Raw genomic sequence first — 22,235 nt, 5'->3', positions numbered from 1 at the left:
AGGATTAATACTGGATTGGGTTCCCATTTTTGGGCTGGACCAAGTCCGGCCTTAGTTCAAATCTAGTCCAGATGAATAAAACCCGACACCAAACCGCCATCACTTACATTAAAGGCTTTGGTGGCAACATTGGTTGATTCATCTAACTTATAATATCCGTTTTGATTACCGTTGGCTAACCAGAGATAAATATTTCCGTCTATTTCGGTAATTCCCTGTTCATTAGAATGTATATATCTTGTCTTCGGCATTCCGGTAATCTTAGTTGCCTGTAAAGTATTGATATCTACAGCATAATAATCCCAGATATAAGAAGCCAGATTACTAAAATTGCTCGCCAAAGGCTCATCCGGTAACTGGATATATATCTTACCATTTTTCACCAGTGCTGAAGCAATCGTTGAATTAGGTTGAAGCGCATCTGCCTTTAAAATCCAGTCCTGATCAAAATCAGTTGCTCCTTTTTTAATCCGAATAATGCTGGAGTTCTGAATGCCTTCATTAAATCCGGTATAATAAAAATACAACGCACCATCATCCCCTAATGTCCAAAACTTATTGGCACTTGATCCCCATCCCAGGCTTTTGAGTCCCGGAAAATCAATACTTTTTTCTAAGGTATTGGTGGCAATATCGATAACAGCTAAGCGAACAAAATCTACAACATCATCTCCATAACCAGCCATGGCTTTGGTTCCATAGGTTACACTAGCATAAAGTTTACCTTCTTTTGCTGCAAGGATGTGCTTGCCTACTACCTGATACTCTACCCCATCTTTTGAAAGAGAGCTTAAATCAATTTCACCGGTACGTGTCATGGTAGTCGGATTAAATATTTGCAGTTTCATTGTGCCCCGACTCTCATCGGAATAGTATCCAAGTGTTTCATTAACAATCAGAAACATCGCTCCATTTGCTAAAAATCCGCCATCTTTAATGGAGCCATCATCTGAAACAGTTAATTTTTGAATCCCTGACTGCCCTGAAATACTGGAACGATTAAATATCCATTTACCGTATTGTGTAAAACCAAATGCATAGGACATTTGCAGACTTTTTGCCCCGATATTTGAAAAATCGCCGCTTGGCATCTGGTCATAAGCTGTCATATAACCTGGAGTATTCAAATCGCCTTCATTTGTAAAAACAATATAGGAATAACTACTGGTGCTTTCCTCAGGAACCTCCTCCTTGACTGTATCCTTACTGCAGGATGCAAATGTGAGGCAGCCCGCAGCAAAAATCCCTGTTGCGAGCAAACATTTTTTAAGACTAACATTCAGATAAGATAACATCATTATTTATTTTTTGATTTAGAAACTGTGAACAAAACTTTTAAAAACTTATTTTTAAGCAATAACCCCTCTTAAGGTAACTGCTCAAAACCAGGCTAAAGACTGTAACTAACCTTTATGGAGAATGAACGCCCCGGATTTTGAATCTTGAACTGATCAAAAATCTGTGTATCAAATAAATCCTTCACTTCCAGGCCAAGTTTAAATGGAGAATGCGCTGGTTCATATCCCAGGCCTATTGTGTGTATTTGTTGGTCAGGAATTATATTGCGGGCATCAATACGTGCTCTGCCAAATAAGCCTAAAAACCCATCTGGTTCTACCGATTTAGGTATATAGGACAGATAATATTCCCTGACATAACCAAATAACCAGTAAGCAGTTAGGAAATCTGCTTTTTTAAGAAAGTTGTGCCAGCTGCCATGTAATCCAGTATTGGCAAAGAAATAAGGTGTATTTTTTAAACGGGCTCCTTCCGTAGCACTGTACCCTGTATTTTTGAGTCTTAAATCCTGATAAGTAAAATTACCGGTAGCCTGCAGCCATTGTGTGATAAAAACTCCTAAATCAGCATCAATTCCCTTACCTTTCACTTCATCCACGTTCTGGCTCTGTGAATAAATCAGATTAAGTGGCATGAGTAAAATCAGATGATTCGTATGCCTGAAAAATCCATTGACTTCCAAAGACCACTTTTGGGGTTTAATAATTTTATAACCTAGATTGAGGTTAAAACTTCTTTCTGGCTGCAGATCAAAATTAGACAGCTTTAAATGTCCATCTCCGAAAAGTTCATCCTGTTCAGGCAGCCTAAGTGCGGTTTCAACTGAAAGATTGATAAAACTATAATTATTTAGTGTTACCTTAATCCCATCTGCGATTCCCCAAGCACTACGGCTGTTTTGTGTATTAACCGGATTTCCGTAATAATCTGCATCGGTGGCATCAGTGGTATAATGATAAAACTTACCAATCAGGTTATTCTGCAGACGGTTTGGTAGCAAATCAGATTCTAATGAAAGGCCAGCAATCAACTTTTTATAAGTAGCCGGGACTTCAAGAACGTCTCCCCCTGCTTTAAATTCATAGCCCATTGGGTCGGCACCTTTTCTTTTAAATTGATTGAATACGACATTAGCCGATAATTTTTGGGTTCCGCTAATCTTATAGGCTAACCCTGTTCTGGATAACAAATAATCATAATGAAGTTTAGCTAAGGAGCCCATGTCGGAAAGCTCCCCGAATTCGGAAGGATTGGCTGTGAAATTTCCATACCAGTCATAATGGCCGCCTGCCGTATCTACCGTATGGCTATTTAACCTGGATGCCACAAAAAACTGCTCCCAATTCAGGCGATGATCTAAAAAGGATTTTTTATATAAAAGGCTACCAATCAGAGAATTCTGCAAACCTTTTGCTTTACCGAAGGCTTTATCCATTGTAGCGCCAAAGGGGAAATCTCGATGAATATTATATCCAGTAATGCTCAGTTTAACCAAATCTGCCCAATTTAAGTCTTTAAAACCTGCAAAGGCTTCCCCGTAGTAACTATTATATTTGCCATGAAAAATATTGGTATTGATTTCACTGGTTATTCCTGTTTCATTATCCGTTACAGGCACCTCTACCTTATAATTATTATCAGAATAGTTCATATAGGCATTAATGCCCGCAAAAAAATGTCCCTTTGGACTATAATAAACACCATTCACTGTAGCTCTATGGGTATTAAAAGAACCAAACTGATAGCTAGCATTCAATAAGGAATGGTTGACATCTTTACTAACAAGGTTTACTGCTCCCCCGAGTGCGTCTGCCCCCAGAAAAACGGGTACCACTCCTTTATATATTTCAACATGATCCAATAAATTGACAGGAACCGCTCCAAGATCAAAAGCGGCACCCAGATAATCTGTCGGAATACCATCTTTAAAAAAACGAACAGCTTTATTTTGAAAACCATTGAGTAAAATCTGGTTGGATGCTCCCAGACCACCTGTAGTCCTGATTTTGACGCCTGCACTTCGATTTAGGAGTTCAATCAATGAAACAGATTGACCTTCTGCGGCCTTCAAATCTACAATCTGTGCTTTAATGGGGGCCGTCGCTAACTTTTGCTTCTGATTCAGAGAATTAACCTTCACATCTGATAGTTCTCCTGTAGAATCTTGTAGCTGCCAGGCTATTGGTTGGCCATTCTCTTGCATATTCACTGCTGAAAAATTAGTAGAGAGATTCTGATAACCAGTGGCTTTTATGAAAATCTGATATTGTTTTTCTTCTGTTAGTTGCACTGAAAACAAGCCGTTTTTATCTGTTAGCATACGCTTATTTCCAGGAGCAATCTGAATAAATGCATCGGATACAGGTTCATTTTGCAGATTGATAATCAGACCCTTAATCAATACATTTTTGGATTTTTGCTGGGCAGAAGCTGTCTGTATCAATACACAAAAAAAGACTAGACTTAATGCAAAGTAATTTAAGAAGGTTATGGAATTTCCTTTTTTAAATGTCATTGAATAGATAGTTTTCAGTAAAATTGTGTGCAAAGTTCCAAATTTAACAAAGCAGCAGTTTATCAAATCGGGAAATACTTTGACGCAAAACGGAAAATCTGACTCCCTTAACAACATATAGACCAACCAAAGGGTCTGGAAATAAAATAAGCTACCCACAAAAAAGACCGGCACCCTCACATGGAGAATGCCGGCTAACCTACCAATTACAGATTTATATCAACTATTGAAAAATTTCTTCCATAAACTAATTTTGCTTACCCAAGTGGCAAAAGATTACAGGTTTTAAAAACATGGCGAAAATCAATTCCAAAAAGCAATTCAGAATTCTTTACTTATACCTCCTACTTTTAAAGTTCACCTTAATTGGTTACATACTTTACCATCAATAATAATCTGATTGAACATTTTGAATTTCTATTCCAGGCAATTTAGGTGAAAGAAACATGCGAACCAGAAATCCAAAACCAAGAAACCAATTAAGGTGATTTTCCATATGAAATGCAATCAGAGATTCCACACTTTTTACAAAGATAAAGTTCTAGTCTATTGATTTCCAAATAAAACATTAGAGCCCAATTGAATTGAAACTGTCAAAATTGGGTTTTATACATTTGACAAATGTTGGCTGTAAAATCTGAGGTATTTTTGAAGACTTTTTTATCAATTTAGAGTAGGTTATAAATACGACTAAATTTGAATATATCAATTATTTCCTTTTTAGCAGGAGGCGTATTTTATTCCACAAATATTTGAAAGCTTACCGATTATTCGGCTAAATGGGAATTCCATCCATTCAAAACGCTTGAATGGAATTTAAGAATCATTGTATTCGAACCTTTCAGTCCGCTTTAAACCTCCAAAAAAAAGATGGATTGCAACAGATACCTACTCCAATACCTGCTACCATCCATCTCATATTATCCTTTAGGATCGTTATTGTACTAACTGATTATTTAATCTGGTCGACGCATGATATAAAAAAAATAATTATAATATTGTTTGTATTCCTTAAAAATGTTCAGCTCGGTTTTAATCTGGTCCAAAAATGATTGCAACACGGGATTATCTGTTCCATCCAAATCTTTCAATCTTTGGGAAACTGGTTCATAATAATTGCGCCATCCCACCTCGGGTAATGCAAAAGCACCGATTGTACTATACCCCATCATTTCAATTAATCGAACTTTGGCAGAAACCAAATCCATTTCAGGATAATTATTATTCCAATAATCCGTCAATAATTGAGGGCGACTTTCGGTGGTCCATGAGATCTCAGATACCACCAGAAATCCACCGGGTTTCAATAATTTGCCCCAATTCTTAAGTCCATAGGTAAACCCCATATTATAAATAGCACCCTCACTCCAAATAAGATCAAAGCTTTCTGGTTCAAACGGCAGTTTATCCATTTGAGCATGGTGGAGTTGAACCTGATCTTTTAATCCTAGTTTATCTCTTTTAGCTTTAAGTACATCCAAAAAGTCTTGTACCCTATCCAAAGCATCTACCTTCGCTCCAGTTTCCTGTGCCAAAATAAGGGTTTGGGCTCCCGTTCCACAACCTATATCCAATACATTTTTAATGGCACCCATTTCCATAATCCTGCTTAAGGCCCATTTAGTTGCCCGCGTACTTCCAGGGCCTTGTCTGGGCAGATCCTGGTAAAAATCAGCAATAATCTTTAGCAATTGTTGATCCATATGTATTTTTTTAGGTTGAAGAATATGTATCTCTAAGTCATATTGTAAATCTAATAATTTCCTGGAAGTTATCCCAGTATCCTTGACATCTTTTTATTGAATTTCCTATTTTCAATGAGATCTGCCAGGTTATTTGCCACCAAATCTATTAGAGTCCCGAGCCGAATTACCCTCCTAAAGCCTTTAATCAATTAAATTTAGTTATACAGTCAGGCTTGCAAACAGCCTTATTATTTTATAAAAAAACTCCCTTGCGTTTGAATGTTGAAACCTTGACCATTTCAAATAATAAAAGGCACAATTACTTGTGCCTTTTATTATTTGAAATTACAGGTTAATATTGCTTAAAACTAAGCTTTTATTTCCCCACAGATCCTTCTTATTATTTCTTGCTTTTTTCCTTCTCATGCTTTTTCTGTTGCTTTTTCGCTTCAGCATAGGTCCACTCAACAAGACGCCCGAAAGTCTGTTTAATAGCTTTATAATCTTTATCCTTATTGATATCTAGACCGCAAAAGGTACTTCCATTTGCTCTAGCATGTAAAACCAGGTAGTAAATACCCCCGATAAGCAGTGCTTCCGTAGCTCTGAAATTCACATCAGTATTTCTGAAAGTGGATTTAGATTTTTTAAACAAAGTTTCCCCAAACTCTTCTCTGCCATCCGCAATTTCGCGCATCAATTGGCTTTCTTCACTAATTTCCCAGAGTAATATCTTTTGTAATTCTTCCGAATTAAAGATAAAATCCATCTGATGTTCCATAATGGAAATCACAGATTCTTTTTCTAAAATCGGATTTGCATTCACCTCATCAATTAAATCTTGTGGGATGTTATTCCAGTAATCTTTACTCTTAACATACAATTCAACCAAACGATCCACATTTCCGAAATAAAGGTAGATCAGCTTGTTATCCAATCTAGAGGCTTTACCAATACGGTTTACAATTAAACCTTTATATCCTTCAGTACGAATGATTTTGCCAACTGCTTCCAAAATCTTCCCCTTGGTTCTTTCTTTATTCCTGATGGGGCCGTCTGTTACCTTTCTTGCCATGATTTAAATTTTTACTATTTATTTTTTGAAATTTTTAATTTTTTATCCGCATGCTCAAATCCTTCCAGAACCTTATCAAGTTGCGCTATTGTATGAGTTGCCATGATACTCATTCTAATACGTGCGTCCTTTTTAGAAACCGCGGGATAGAGAATTGGATTTGTATAGATACCGTGATCCAATAATATATTACCCAGTTCACTGGTTGTATGTGGATTTCCTATTTTTACAGGAACAATAGCAGATTGGCTATTTCCTACATCCAAACCCAGAACCTTTAAGCCTTTTTTTAGATGATTAATATTTTCCCATAATTTAGCCTGCCATTCAGGCTCTTGTTCCAATAAGCGAATAGCAACACTTACACCCGCCACAGCAGGTGATGAAGTAGCTGAAAAAGCATTTTGTCTGGACTGATATTGCAAAAATGCAGACATATGAGGATTTGAAATGACAAATCCGCCAATGTTTGCGAATGTTTTAGAGAAAGTACCCGTAATAAAATCGACTTTATCCATCATTTCATAATGCTTCAATACACCCTTACCCTTTTCACCAATTACCCCTATTCCGTGCGCATCATCTACCATAATTAAAGCATCGTATTTACGTGCCAATTGATAAATATCAGGCAACTTAACCATATCACCATCCTGCGAATAGATCCCATCAACAATAATCAGTTTTGTTCGGTACTTGTCCTGAACCATTTTAAGAATCCTTTCCAAGTCATCCAGATTATTATGCAAAAAACGTTTGGTATTTGTAAGCTGAATTCCCTCATATACGCTTGCATGAACTGCCATATCAACAATAGCAATATCTTCTTTTTGCAATAGACTCATTAATGAGGAGCTATTGGCTGTATAACCAGTATTATATATGATGGCAGACCCTGGCTCTCTGTTAAAGAACTCACACAGCGTATCTTCAATTTCCTTATGATAACTATAATATCCACCAATAAGCGGAGATGCCCCTGCACCAGTTCCATACTGCTCAATAGCTTTTATGGATGCCTCTTTGACTTTGGGATGCTGTGTAAATCCCAGATAATCATTCGAGACCAGACTGATATATTGATTTTTACCAGTTAAATCCGCCCTTTCCAATTCCAAGACAGGACCACAACCACTATTGCCTAAAAGGCGATAATTGAGGTGTCCATTTCGTTTCATGTATTCCAGGAACTCATAGTGAATATCTGCTCTTTGCCATACACTATAATGTTCTATATTTTCAAAATCTTTAAAAGATGCTTTCGCAAAATCAATTTTCATAGGTAGACTTGAATAATTGCCAAAATGATTGACTGTCTTATCTTTAAGTGTATAAAATTAATTCCTAGATATACACGCATTCTGTTCAGAAAGACATACTAATAACAATAATTCATAATTGAGGACGAAAGATACTATTTTATTTTTCAATAACTGAAATAATTCAAATATATTTTCATATTAGCAAACATTTAATAGAAATAACACCCTTTTTTAATGACAATTACTCCTGCAACCAGTAATTATTTTAAAAATAATTCACAATCGGCGTACAGCTTTAAACCTTTACTCCTATTGAATTTCAGAGGAAATGATAGCAAATTGGCAGAATGTACAACTTTTAGAATCAAAGTTCAATGAATCTCACTTAGCCTATTAAGCCCAACCTTGAAAAAAGGATTTATTAAAACAATTGAAACTCAAAAGGTTTCTTAATCTTCCATCATTTAGCACTTTCTCCAACGTTTAATTCAATCGAAATTTCCACCTTATTTGGCTAATATATTTTGCGATTCGTCTTTAATGATGGGCATGATAAAAAGCAAAAGTTCTGGTTCTGCAAACTATGCATTAATATACCACGTAGCCGCAATTAGAACTTTTTTAGATAAATAGCCCAAGTTAGACCATTCAATCATAGTTTACCCTCTTATTATACACTATACCGTTGATTCCAATCTTATCCAGACAGTTTTCAGGTCACGTGTTATCCCCAACACTTCACAATTGTCTGTTCAGTGCTTAAAAAATTGGATTGAAAAAAAAACTCGATTAACCGGAAGCGTCTTATTTTGCATGACAGTAAAACTTTGCAATTCATAAACAACAACAATTAACACAGGTTGTTCAGTCTACAAACCAAGTAATAATTCGAGTCGCCTCCTCGAGTGCGTTGCTTAGATGAACCAATATTTCACCAACAAGCATATCAAGGTTTTCAAGAGCTATACCTTCCTTTATGAATGCACCAGTTAATTTGAATATTTATCAGCAACAGGATTGTTTTTGATAATATTATTGAAAAATAACTAATACAAAAGGTTTTATATTTTATTACCAACATAGCTGATATTTTTAATAATTGAAGCAAGAAAATTTAAACTTATGCAGTACGATTCCCAATCAATCCGTTTATTTTACTATTGCAATTATATAGGCAAGGAAGGAATGATCTTTCATGAAATAACAAACTAATCAGTTTTACAATATTACAGTATCTTATGAAATGATAATTTTCTTCAAAATACTGAAACAGATATATACTAATATCTCGTAATTAGTCATTTAGGCGGTACAGTTCCAGTTTAAAAGAAATACATTTTCATTAGGATTCCAATTTTAATAAACAGCAAAATAGCATCATAACAATAAATTTGTTAAATGAAGGCTTATTCTCTCAAATTTATTTCATTATAAAATTCTGATTTATTTTTTTGAACATTTAAAATAAAAATTTATACCTTTGCACTCTAAGAGAAAAATACTCCGATGAAATTATAGTTTCTTTTCCAATAATAATCTGTAATCCTTATTCCCAAAAGGACGAGTTGAGTTGTACATGGCCTAACTGTACAATTTATACTTAGCGATTAAAATTCTCATTTTATTTTTATTATCGTTAGTTTATCCAAGCTTATCGGATTTAGAAATCCTTTTTAAGTCTGGTTGCTAATTCCCAAGAAAAGAAATTATGTTACATCTAGATCAGCTGACCTATAGCCATCCAAACTGTCCTGTTTTATTAAAAGATTTAAATTTAAGTCTTCCTCCAGGCCTTACTGGGGTGGTCGGCGCCAATGGAAGCGGCAAATCTACGCTGCTGCAGCTTATTGCAGGCAAACTTCAACCTACGTTAGGCAAAATAACTTGCCAAGAACCACTCCATTATGTCCCCCAGCATTATGGACAGTTTGACCAGTTAACTGTGGCGGAAGTCCTGGAAATTCAACCTGCACTACAAGCCTTGTACGAAATTCTAAATGGGAACACTTCTCCTCATAATTTTGAAATTCTGGCCGACCAATGGGATCTGGAGGAGCGCCTTATAATAGCTTTAAATAAATGGGGACTTAAATCAGGAAACATCACTGCTCAAGGTCAGGTAGCGCCCGGTACCTTCCTGTCCAAGTTAAGTGGCGGAATGAAAACCAAGGTTTTACTTAGCGGTTTAAGTCTACACAACCCATCATTTATCTTATTAGATGAGCCAACTAACCATCTGGACTTGGAATCCAGAAGCAGACTTTACGATTACCTGCAGGGATTTTCAGGAACCGCACTCATTGTAACTCATGACCGGGCGCTCTTAGACAGAATGCAACACATACTTCAACTTGATAATCAAGGGCTTACTTTATATGGAGGCAATTACGATTTTTTCCTTATGGAACAAGCTAAACACGAAGCGGCACTAGAAAGACAGTTAAGCACAAAGTCCCAGATCCTTAAAGCAGCAGAAAGGACGCAAAGGCAAGCCTTAGAACGTAAACAAAAACAAGATAGCCGTGGAAAGCAGAAGCAGCAAAAAGCTGGCCTGCCTACCATATTACAGCACAGTCTTCAAGGAAAGGCAGAAAACAGCAGAGCAGACCTATTAGAAAGTCACCATAAGAAACTGAGTGGAATAAAGGCTGATCTAAGTGAATTGCGTAATCAGCAACGAAGAAAAGAGGCGATGCGCTTTGAAGTAGAAGACAGTAAGCGTCCAATTGGCAAAATATTATTGGAGGCTACAGATCTTAATTTTTCTTATCCTAACCATTCAAAGCCAATACCGGGTCAAAGACCAATTTGGAGCATACCACTTACTTTTAAAATCCCAAGTGGTATTCGCTGTATTATAGAAGGAAAGAATGGCAGTGGAAAATCCACTTTATTTGCACTAATAGCAGAAAAACTACAGCCAGACCAAGGACATTTTCGGTATTGGAACAGCCAGGATAAACAAATAGGAAAGCCGCAACCCCTTACCATTTTAACACTAGACCAGGATTATACCCTGATCAATAATAATTTAACTATTTTCGAGCAGGCCATGTCCTATAAATCACCTGAATGCCTCCCCAGTGAAGTTGGTATTATTTTGACCCGATTCTTATTTACTGTGGACTATTGGGACAGGAGATGTCTAAATTTAAGTGGAGGAGAACGCATGCGACTGGCATTATGTACATTACAACTGAGAAAGCAGGCTCCCGATATCCTAATTCTGGATGAGCCCACCAATAACCTTGACCTGGCCCATTTAGAAATACTTACTACAGCTATAAAATCCTATAAAGGAACATTACTTGTTAGTAGTCACGATATTCAATTTCTCGAAGAAATAAACATGACAGACCGTTTACTTATAAACGAAGGAGGCAAAATAGTACCCTTTGCCTCCTAAAACTCAACATACTTTAAACAGGCAAAATCAACAAATAGTTATCAATTAACATAGTGCCGAACTGATAATTGGTGATCCAATATCTTTGTATTGCTAAATTCCATGTCTAATTTATTCAAATGCCTGGATCTCATGAAACAATCATAACCTCACAAAAACAATTCGTTATGCTATTAAAATTTCCAGACCCCTTTAAAACTATCAAGAGCTTCACCGGTTTCCAAAATTTGCCCTTAATGACAACTCCTAAATTTAAACAATTATTCACCCAGATAAGACACCTATTAGATAACTGGCGATAATATAGCTTCCATTTCCCCCTGCTATCTTACTTATGTGTATCCTGTAACAAATGAACGGTAATCGTGTAAGTCCCCCTGGTGTTTAAGGCGAAATAGGTAGCCATTTGTACGTAGGCATAGCCCTTCATGCCGGATATCTTATTATCAATTCTTACGCCACCTCCCGCAGCGTAATTAGGTAATGAAAAATAAGGGAAAGACAGGTTTACATCAGGAAGTTTCTGAATAATGGACGAATCAGTATAGACCTGGCTGTAAAAAGGCGCCCACATGTGCAGGGTGGGAAAATAAGTAGTGGCAGCACTTTCATTGGAAAAATCCTTAACCTCTCCTTTATTGGGATTAAAGGCCACTCCGTTTTTATCAACAAACTTTAGGATAATCTGATTTTCACTTTCTGCATCAAAATCTATATCCACAGTAGAATAATAAGGATCCGATTCAGTTCTGAATATCATATTATCTTCATCATCATAAGGACGATAGCTAAAATAGCCAATACTATATGGCGTAGCTAGTCCTGTGATATTAATCGCACAGGCATTTTTTATAATTTTGGATCCGTTGACATTAGAAACTTTAATATCCATATTATAAGTTCCTGTTGGCACATAGGCAGTTGCGGCCGTAAACTGTAATCTCCCTCCTATTTCACCCAAATTAAATGGGCTAACCAGACTATCATTAAGCTTGGCCTCCAGCATTTCTAAGGTCGTATCTGTATAATTTACAGAAGATTTATAGGTGACGATCTTTCTTGGCGTTGTAAAAACACTGTCTGCATCATTACCATCAGCATCCCTTAATGCCAGTAAATCTACATGAAGTGGTGCGGTCGAACCATTGAGAACCAATGCGGCTGAAACAGTGGTCACTCCCTGTTGTACATCAAAAGGATTCACCTGATAGTATATATCATCACTTAAATAGCCATGCACGACTTTCTGGCAACCGGCAATTGCCGCCAGGCTCCCTGCCAAAACAATAGCCATATATTTAATTTTACCCTTCAAGAGACCTTCTTGTCTGGGTATACCCTTTTTTAAACCGTTTCTTATTCTCTTAAACATTTTTCGTTGTTTATGATGGTGGAAAATTGTATCGTCCAATTTTGTTTTATAATAGAAACATTATCAAGGAGATACAATCGTTATTTTAATTTTAAAGATAGCCGCCTGGGTAGACCCATCTGCCTTTGTCAACACTATTGCAGGGCGGATTGTATAAGTATCCCCTACTACTGGGTTATCCGGGTAGGCTCCCACACTAAGAATATAAGCATAAGGGTCAAGCTCTCCATATAGAAATGCATCATCACCCCAGTTTACAACGTCTCCATTACTACCCATCCAAAATCCGGGCATATTTGCAGTATATTCATTACTATAAGTTCCATCTGACTGCAGATTATAATAGGCAATACTATCTGTACCAGAAACCAGCATATCACTAATCTTATTGGCAGGAACTCCGAAATAACTGGCGATGGCTGCACTATCTAGCTGCAATGCCGTGGATGAATAATCTCCATTCTGTACCACATCCAGATTAAATTTAAAAGTTTTAGATGGCTGGGCAGGTAATGCCAGGTCTAAAGCCACTGAATTAGCTAGTACATTCAAATTAGTTCCGGATGCTGTCTTAATACCAGTAGTCTGACAGGTTAATACCGCATCAGCTTCATCGTCCTGTTCAGCCGCACTTGAGCCGTCCAGAGCTCCGTTAATTTTTATATATTCCAAAGTATAATAGGTCAACGTAGAGTTCGCCACATAATAAGATCCGGCTACTTTAGAAAATCCTGCAGTGCTCCCTGCCCAATTGGAAAAAGTTGTAACGGAGGTTGATGCATTATCTAAAGTCAGATTGTTATCGCTGGACATATATTGTGTTAAAAACTTGGAGGTAATTTTACTGTATAAATCATCTAGCGATGCCATATTATTAGCCTGCATTACGCGGTTTATGGCAAAATCCGTGGGGGCAAAGAAAGTACCTGCCTGATTAACAGAATCTTTTAACCCTAAATGATCAATAATCTGAATTAAGGTATCAAAATAATGATATTGATTTGCAGCCAGGTAATCATAGGTGGATAAAGGGCTATTTGCTTCTGCTAATCCGCCGTCCGTAATATAGGTATCTTTTTTACAGGAGACCCCTAGCAATGCACAAGCCATACCTAGCATTAAAAGCCAAATTAACAGGCTGCTTTTTTGATTTGTTCGGTTATTCATGTCTCTTTGTTTTAATAAGTTAATAGTTGTTTCCAGAATGCTGTCTGTTGCAAGGCAGGATTTAAAGTCATAAGGGATGGATCAATAGGCCAGTAATATTTACCCGCTTTAAAATCAGCTTTAGATATATAAGGAAATTTACTCTCCCCGGTAATTCTTTCATTTCGTACAAGGTCGTAAAACCGACTTCCTTCCAAAAACAGTTCTCTTCCCCTTTCTGCGGTCACAGAATCTAACAAGGCATTTTGAGTTGTAACGGCACTGGCCTGCAGTGGTTCAATATCAGCTCTGGAACGAATGGCATTAACATCGGCCAGGGCCATACTAAAGTTAGGCGTTGTACCCGCAGCGTAGGCCTCCGCCCTCAGTAAATAAATATCAGCTAACCTAAATACAACTATATTGTTTTCCAATAGATAATAATTAACCCCATTGGCAGAAACAGTGGATACATTAGAATATTTTTTACTAAAATAATATTTGGTAGACCCTGAATTAACATAGGTAAACTCATTAGTAAACCGCGCATCCAAGGTATCAGCAAACAATTTAAATAAAGTGCTGGTGTTGATTTGCCAGTTTGGAGTCGCCTGTGTTTCAATATACGGGGTTGCAAGCGTATAATAGGCGATACTTGAGCTGTATGAAGTTGCATTCATCGCTTCAGCACTTGTATTTTGAGCTATTTCAAAGATTCCTTCATTAGACTGCCCTTTATAGATTTGATCCAAATTATTCCCTCCTATTAAGGCATAACCTCCATTTTGTATAACAGAGTCACAGGCCAGTTTGCAATTTGCATAATCACCTTGCCAGGCATAAATATGGGCAAGCAAGGCAAAAACAGCCCCTTTATCTGCTCGGACCACTCTATCTGTTGAGGAGGCATCCTTATAATCCAGCCATTGCCTTGCATAATCCAAATCACTGATTGCAGAAGCTAGTACATCCGCCTGGGCGACCCTTGGGTCAGAACTAATATTGGAGATATCTGCCTCATAGGTAGTGTCCAGCGGCACGTCTCCCCAGATTCTAGCCATATAAAAATAATTAAAGGCCCTGCAAAACTTCGCTTCCGCAATGTATTTGTTTTTTCTAGCCATTTTTTCTGTTGCATTATCACCATCAAATGCATCATCTGACATCTGGTTTAAAAAATAGATACATCGATTAGATTGTTGAATACTGGAATAAAAAGGAGTCCAGATCCTCAGTTTTAATTTAGGATCATAAGTATTGGCAGAGGACACAGAGATGGCCCAATTCATCTGATACAATTGATTATAATCATAATCATTAATTGTACCCCAATAATCTGTTGGGAGATCCCCGTAACTATAAAATGAGCAGGCTGCATTTAACGCAGACCGGATCAGGGAATAACATCCTGCTACCTGAGAATTAGCATCGTTATCGCTCTTCCAGGAAGTCGCATCCGTTACTGTACTGATGGGATCCTGGTCTAAAAACTTATGACAGGATGTCAATGTTATTAAACTCCCTGAAAGGATTGTTGCGATTAAAATATTTTTAAGTTTCATTGTAGTTTTTTTTAGAGATTCAAATAATGTGACCCTGGTAATAAAAATTAGAAATTAAGATATAAGCCCAGGGTAAATTTTAAACTCGTCGGATAAGTTGCGTTGCTTGACCCGGTAGTATAATCAAATACGGTTGGATCTACTAGCCCTTTGGACTGTTTAAATGTGTGAACATTATCAAATACTGAATATACATTGACACTCCTCATATGCAATCGCTGCACAAATTTACTCGGTAAAGTATATCCTAATCGAATTTGCTGTATTTTAAAATAGCCTCCTTTGTAAAGAAAATAGTCCCTTGCGACATTCCATGGATCCAAAGAGCTGGAACCAGACCCATAGACTAATCTGGGATATGTTGTCTGATCCCCATTTTTCATCCAGAATTGATTCAGAATCTGGCTATACAAGCCTGCAGGACCAGCGACAGCACCCCAAGATGCATAACCACTGCCATTTAGGGCATCCGACATTGTTCCGTTAATCAGATAATTTCTATAAGCATAATTAGCAAATACAGAAAGGCTAAACCCTTTATACGAAAAAGTATTGGTTATCCCTCCAGTAACGGTAGGCATCATTGATTTGCCCGTATTAACTTTATCATCCAGATTAATATTATAATCTCCATTCTGATCGATAATTTTGGAATCTCCCGCATGAACTGTAGCGCCAAAATAAGTCATTTTATTACCTGTTATAGGGTCAGTGGGCACATCATCCTCCGTCGCATATACCCCGTCTGTTACATAATCCCTGTACGTAAACAGCGGTTCGCCCATTGACAGGGTTTTATACCACCATGACTCTCCGAAAAGCATGTCTTTTCCCTCATTAGGTAGTTTTGTTACCCAACCTTTATTAAAGGAGATATTAAAATTGGTATTCCACTGAAAGGCTGCCTTTGGACTCATGTTAGTAGAATTAATAGCTAACTCCAACCCCTGATTGCGAACATTAGCATAGTTCCCTGAATAGTAAGCATAACCGGTGGTAGATTCAGCAGGGACTGCCCATAAGTATTTATCTATGGCATCTTTTTGATACCAGTCTAATACAAAATTAATCCGGTTGTTAAACATAGACCAGTCAATACCCAAATCCAATTGCGGGTATTTTTCCCACCTTACCTCAGAACTGGATTTGTATGAGCTACTCGCAAAATTGTCATTATAGGGAAACGGAGTTACCACAGTAGTACCATTATAAGTGGAAGGTGTTCCGGTCAGATATGACCAATCTGAAGATCCGCCAACACTACCTGTAGTAGCACCCAGGAAACTCGCATCAGCATACAGCTGTTGGTATTTAGCATACCAACTACCCGGGTCCTGACCAGTCACACCATAGCTCGCTCTCAATTTTAAGGAATTAATGGTTTTCTTTAAAGGTTCAAAAAATTTTTCATCCGATACATTCCATCCACCAGACAACGCATAGAAAGTTCCCCACCTATAATCCTGGCTATATATAGAGCTTGCGTCTCTTCTAAAAGAAGCCGTAAATAGATATTTACTATTATAGTCATAGTTAAGCCTGCCGTAATAAGACTGGGTGGTTTTTGTCTGAATAGTAGAATATGCATAAAGATTAGATCCTGGGGGTACGGTTTGCAAGGTGTAAATTCCAGAAACATTAATCCCCGCAGCATCCATGTACGCATAATATTGTTTGGCTTGATAAGCAGAAAATCCGCCAACCAATGTTAGATTATTCCCCTTAAAATGTTTATCATATTGTGCAAATGTTTCCCAGGTCCAATTGGGATTATTGGCGCTAATATCATATGCAGTATTTTGGACGCCATTAAGCTCTACCGGAGAAAAATAGGCATATTTATCCTGATAACTATTCAATCCCATTGTGGTAGTCAGGTGCAAATCCTTGGTTAAAGTATCAGTCAGACGCAAATTAGCATTATATATAAAAATATTATTATCATCAAAACGATTGGCAGTCCCATTATACAAGGCAACAGTTTCATCAGACAAATAAGCAAAAGAAGTAGGGAAAGACCAAGTGGAAAAATAATAAGGATTGCCACTGATATTACCACCATGCTGCCGCTTTTCCTTAGACATTTGCAAAGACAGTCCGACAGAAAGTTTGGCAACCGGATTTAATTGAAGATCTAAATTAGGTGCTATTCTCTCCACCTGATACCCCCTTACTGCTCCTTGTTCATTATAATGACTCAATCCGAAACGATAGGTATTTTTATTATCAAAAGAACCGGAAACGGTTAATTCTTCATTATTAACGTAAGCATTCTTCCTAAGCATCATTCCCTGCCAATCTACATCATTATTGAAGGCAGTATTTAGACTGTCTGTCAACTGAATAGGTATTGAACCGTTATAAATATCTGTATAAGGAAGCTGGTCATTTAAGAGACCCAATTTCAAACTACGTTCAGCATTGCCTGTAATCACATCTATTAAACGCGGACCAGTTGTTGCACCGCCATATACATTTAACGTCACCATGGGATGTTTGGCTTGAGACCTCCTTGTTTTAACGATAATAACCCCATTACCCCCTCTTGCGCCATAAATAGCTGCAGCTGAAGCATCCTTTAAAACCTCAATTGATTCAATACTATTGGGATCAATTACACTCAATGGATTGGCCAGATCATAAGAGCCCTGCATATTATTCAAATCATAAATAACCCCATCAATTATATATAAAGGCTGCGTGTTGCCTCCATTTAGGTTACCATAGTCCATATTCGTGGACCCCCTGATAACAATATTGGATTTTGATCCTGGCTCTCCTGAGCTGTTTTGAACGGTGACCCCCGGGATCCGGCCTTGCAGCATTGCATCAAAGCTTACTGCTGGTGTATTTTTAATATCATCTCCATTCACTGTAGAGATTGCACCAGTAACCTTTTTTCTGGATTGTGTACCATATCCCACTACCATAACCTGAGAAAGATCTGAGCTATTGGCCACTAGCTGTATATCCATTCCATCCTTAGCGATTACTTCTTTTTTATCATATCCTACATGAGTAATAACCAGTCTCGCTTCCGGTTTAACCGAAATAGAAAATTGGCCACGTTCATCGGTCTGCGTTCCTTCCCTTTCACCAACAATCACCACAGAAACTCCCACAAGTGGATCCCCTGTTAATGAATGAACTGTCCCAAAAATCGTTCGTTGCTGCTGAGACCAGGCAGGTAGCGCAAAAAACATCAAAAACAAAATCGGAAGTAGCGCTAGCTGGATCCGCTGTTTGAAAAAATTGGACAATAATTTTGTGCTCATATGCTCCTAAATTTTTTTAATGATATAATAAATGGCAAACCGGTAAAAGCAGAAACAATTCCTGAAACAAACATTATCACATTCAATAAAACTGCTTGAACTTCTGGATCCTCATATAAATAAATAATTCATTTTTCGGTTTAATTCTCATGATGATTCGGTATAAAATAAAAAGAGACGGCTCAAAATATTCTCTCTTTATATGTATTATTTACATTTAATAATACTTCAAAATTGGTTTTATTATCTTTAACAGCATTCTCGATTTTTAACTACAAGTCAACAGATATTAACCTTTTATAATAAAAATATGCTGGCAAATAACAACCTATAAAATTGATAGACTTTTATCAACAAACTGAATTCCAGTTCATTATATGTGTAAACGTTATCACTAATGGTTGGCGATTTCCCCTATATAATTGTAAACCAATTGCAAAAGAAACAAACCACTGGGTTACTATAAATGAAGAAAAAAGAATAAAAACTGAACCATTATTTGAAACCGTAAATTGATTGTTGAAAAAATAAAACAGCATAAATACAGCCTATTTTTTTTAATAAAATCCCCCTGTTGCAATTAGTTGTATAAAAAACAACTATTCATTAAATATCGCACAACAATTATTTTGTCAATAAAAAATTTGTCCTATTTTTGAATAAGTATCTCCCAAAAAATAGATTTCATAGCAATTAAAATCTTAGCCAACCATTAGTTATAATGGCTGCCAAATGGGGAAATAATACCTTCCAACTATCCTCAAAAAACAACAACTATGATGCAAGCTCATAAAACCACAACAAATTCATGCTTTAACAATCCTTCTGAAACAAGAATAAATAGTTGTCTACACCTATCAAAAATGAGAACATCAATAATAATCAACAAATATTTCAATCTAATTATAAACACTACATTCAAATATGGATTTGTTCCTGCGCTGGTGTTTCTTCAAATGTTTTGTCATATAAATAAAGCAAATGGACAAAAGGTCGATGCAACCTTACATATTGATTTATCACAGAAATTGCATAAAATCTCTCCAAATTTATATGGTGCTTTTTTTGAGGAAATCTCACATGGAGGTGACGGCGGGTTATATGCAGAAATGCTTCAGAACAGAGGTTTTGAAGATGCACAAATTCCAGCAGGTTGTACCTATGAGGATGGATACATTGTGCCTAATAGAACGCCACATTTTGGCATGCGAGATGGTGCAGTATCGGATTGGAAACTACCCTACCCTGCTAAAGGAGAATTTCCCGGATGGCTTTTACAACAACCATTTGGATCAGCAATACAAATCAGGCTTTCAACAAACAATCCGCTTAGTGCAGGCTCTGCACATAATATGGAAATACAAATTTCGAAATTGAATGGAGTATCGCCAACTTCTTTACCTGGGATAATAAATAATGGTTATCACGGAATTTATCTTCAAAAAGGAGCCTCTTATAACTTAAGTTTTTATGCATGCACGAAATTAAATGGAGAATCAATTGGCAATCAACTCTCAGACCTTCATTATGCAGGAAAAATAACGGCATGTCTGTTTAGTCAGGATAGTCAATTAGTAGCAAAAAAGGAGATCCAGATCAACCCAGAAACAAATGGATGGCAATCATACAACTGTAATTTATTTTCCGATCAAACAGTAAACAATGGTTATTTTGCTTTATTATTTGATAATCCGGGACATCTCCTGCTTGACTTTGTATCCCTTTTCCCTCGTGATACATATAAAAATATTCCAGGGGGATTAAGAAAGGATCTTGCTCAAAAAATTGCCGATCTGCATCCCGCCTTTTTAAGATGGCCGGGGGGATGTTACGTGGAAGGAATGAATATAGAAAGTGCATTTGATTGGAAAAACACCATTGGACCTTTAATTAATCGGCCGCAGACTTTTAGTCCATGGGGTTATTGGAGTACTAACGGTTTTGGGTATGACGAATATCTGAGATTTTGCGAACAGATTGGCGCTAAGGGCCTGTTTGTAGCCAATGTTGGCGTATCTTGTGAAATGCGCAGTGGCACGTTTGCTCCAGATGATAGCTTACAACATTATATCCAAAATGTATTGGATGCCATAGAATATGCAATAGGGTCAACTACCAGTCGTTGGGGAAGCCTCCGTGCTAAAAATGGTCATCCTGCTGCTTACCCATTAGAATATGTGGAAATCGGAAATGAACAAGCCGGACCCAGATATGCTAAACGTTATAACCTTTTTTATAAGGCAATCCATAAAGAGTACCCAAATATTCAAATTATTGCCTCCATGGGACTGGGCGATATGAACCACTACACAACAGACAGCATGCAACATTTGGATATTGCTGATGAACATGCTTATAAGGCTATTAATTGGTCTATGAGTCATTATGATCATTTTGATCAATACCCAAGAAAAGGATACCAGATCTATGTTGGAGAATTTGCAACTAATAGTGGCGTTGGTAAAGGAAATATGGGTGCGGCGCTCTCCGATGCAGTGTATATGATGGGTATGGAAAAAAATGGGGACTTGATCACCATGAGCAGCTATGCGCCTCTGCTTGCAGATGTCCATGATGACAACTGGCCAGTCAATCTGATCAATTTTAATGGAGGTAATAGTTTCGCAAGAATTTCATATTATGCCTTGCAACTCTTTGAACAGAACAGGCCAAGTTATAACCTGAAGACAGAATTGAACTTAACACCTGAATTTGTCAGCAAATCAAATTCTGCATCCAAATCTTTGTTTAAAGGCTCCATTGGCTTTGCCACCTGGGATACCCAGACAGAATATAAAGATCTTGTTATTAAAGATAAAAATCAACATATTCTCTATCAAAGTGACTTTAAAAATAGGCCGACAGAATGGAATTTATTAAGAGGACAATGGGACATATCAGACAGTTCCCTTAGTGAAACAGCTCAAGGACCGCAAACATTAGCATTTTTAAAAAATCATAGTTTTGACACCTATACACTAGACGTCAATGCAAGAAAATTAAGTGGGACGAACGCATTTATTATACCTTTTGGAATAAAAGATTCAAATAGTTTTTACAGAGCACATATTGGATCCTGGGTTAATTCGCATGCCACTATTGAAAAAGTAACAAATGGATATGACGTGGCAGATTTAATCACCCAACAACCTTTGTCTGATCCAATAAAAGCTGGACAATGGTATAATATCCAACTGAAAGTCATGCCAGATTCCGTTTCTTGCTATCTAGATGGAAAGCTCTTAATGACCTACCAGGAACCTAAAAAGATGTTTGCCCTGGCGGGCAAGGATAATGCTAGCGGGGACCTAATTATCAAATTAGTAAATGCAGATGCATCGATTAAAACGGTTCAATTGGAACTGTCCAGGATTAAAAGATTACCCAAATCAGCAAGATTAACTACTTTATCGGCTCCAGATTTGGACGCTGAAAATTCTCTTAATCAGCCTACTGAATTTATACCCCACAGTAAAATTATAGATATAAAGTCAAGCAATCCCATAATTAGCATACCTGCCTGTTCTATAAACATAATTCGTATTCAAAACATACCATAAGACAAACCAGGAAAGAAGCATTGCTTTTGGTGATGCATAACAATTCTTCCGTAATTGTTATGCACTTCGGATAACAAA

Annotated in this window: 11 protein-coding genes; 2 read left to right on the top strand and 9 right to left on the bottom strand. The window is 37.1% G+C overall.

The genetic code is table 11. The features are described from left to right. Positions 1-62: 62 nt before the first annotated feature. From BLU80_RS14925 to BLU80_RS14905, 5 genes are all read right to left on the bottom strand, one after another. Complete coding sequence (locus tag BLU80_RS14925; protein ID WP_091400051.1) at positions 63-1,298, bottom strand: DUF4374 domain-containing protein; 1,236 nt, start codon at positions 1,296-1,298, stop codon at positions 63-65. Positions 1,299-1,390: 92 nt separating this feature from the next. Continuing rightward, on the bottom strand, positions 1,391-3,814 hold the full coding sequence (locus BLU80_RS14920; RefSeq protein WP_170831255.1) for a TonB-dependent receptor plug domain-containing protein: 2,424 nt from the start codon (positions 3,812-3,814) through the stop codon (positions 1,391-1,393). A gap of 956 nt (positions 3,815-4,770) precedes the next feature. After that, a complete protein-coding gene (locus tag BLU80_RS14915; protein ID WP_091400047.1) occupies positions 4,771-5,517 on the bottom strand; it encodes a class I SAM-dependent methyltransferase in 747 nt (248 codons plus the stop codon). Between the two features lie 382 nt (positions 5,518-5,899). Further along, positions 5,900-6,574 carry a TetR/AcrR family transcriptional regulator gene (locus tag BLU80_RS14910; protein ID WP_091400045.1) on the bottom strand — a complete coding sequence of 225 codons (675 nt, stop codon included), beginning with the start codon at positions 6,572-6,574 and terminating at the stop codon, positions 5,900-5,902. Between the two features lie 14 nt (positions 6,575-6,588). Beyond that, positions 6,589-7,854 (bottom strand): aminotransferase class I/II-fold pyridoxal phosphate-dependent enzyme, encoded by a 1,266-nt coding sequence (locus BLU80_RS14905; RefSeq protein WP_091400043.1) that lies wholly within the window; start codon positions 7,852-7,854, stop codon positions 6,589-6,591. 1,690 nt (positions 7,855-9,544) lie between these two features. Between BLU80_RS14905 and BLU80_RS14900 the strand changes: the two genes are divergently transcribed. Then, complete coding sequence (locus BLU80_RS14900) at positions 9,545-11,242, top strand: ABC-F family ATP-binding cassette domain-containing protein (RefSeq protein WP_091400041.1); 1,698 nt, start codon at positions 9,545-9,547, stop codon at positions 11,240-11,242. A gap of 328 nt (positions 11,243-11,570) precedes the next feature. Here BLU80_RS14900 and BLU80_RS14895 read toward each other — a convergent pair whose 3' ends face one another. The 4 genes from BLU80_RS14895 to BLU80_RS14880 form a co-directional block, all read right to left on the bottom strand. Beyond that, entirely contained in the window at positions 11,571-12,614 is a 1,044-nt protein-coding gene (locus tag BLU80_RS14895) for a hypothetical protein (RefSeq protein WP_091400039.1), read from the bottom strand. 63 nt (positions 12,615-12,677) lie between these two features. After that, positions 12,678-13,781 carry a DUF4859 domain-containing protein gene (locus tag BLU80_RS14890; RefSeq protein ID WP_091400037.1) on the bottom strand — a complete coding sequence of 368 codons (1,104 nt, stop codon included), beginning with the start codon at positions 13,779-13,781 and terminating at the stop codon, positions 12,678-12,680. Positions 13,782-13,792: 11 nt separating this feature from the next. Next, positions 13,793-15,322, bottom strand: coding sequence for a RagB/SusD family nutrient uptake outer membrane protein (locus BLU80_RS14885; RefSeq protein ID WP_091400035.1), 1,530 nt, complete (start codon positions 15,320-15,322; stop codon positions 13,793-13,795). Between the two features lie 47 nt (positions 15,323-15,369). Continuing rightward, positions 15,370-18,597, bottom strand: a complete 3,228-nt coding sequence (locus BLU80_RS14880; RefSeq protein ID WP_091400033.1) for a SusC/RagA family TonB-linked outer membrane protein — start codon at positions 18,595-18,597, stop codon at positions 15,370-15,372. A gap of 776 nt (positions 18,598-19,373) precedes the next feature. On the opposite strand from BLU80_RS14880, the gene BLU80_RS14875 reads away from it, so the two are divergent. After that, positions 19,374-22,157, top strand: coding sequence for an alpha-L-arabinofuranosidase C-terminal domain-containing protein (locus BLU80_RS14875; protein WP_091400031.1), 2,784 nt, complete (start codon positions 19,374-19,376; stop codon positions 22,155-22,157). Positions 22,158-22,235: the final 78 nt, after the last annotated feature.

Origin of the sequence: Arachidicoccus rhizosphaerae (genome assembly GCF_900107765.1) — a bacterium.
GTDB classification, from domain to species: Bacteria; Bacteroidota; Bacteroidia; order Chitinophagales; family Chitinophagaceae; genus Arachidicoccus; species Arachidicoccus rhizosphaerae.
Note: the sequence above shows the minus strand (reverse complement) of the source record. Positions and strands in the feature narration are given on the sequence as shown.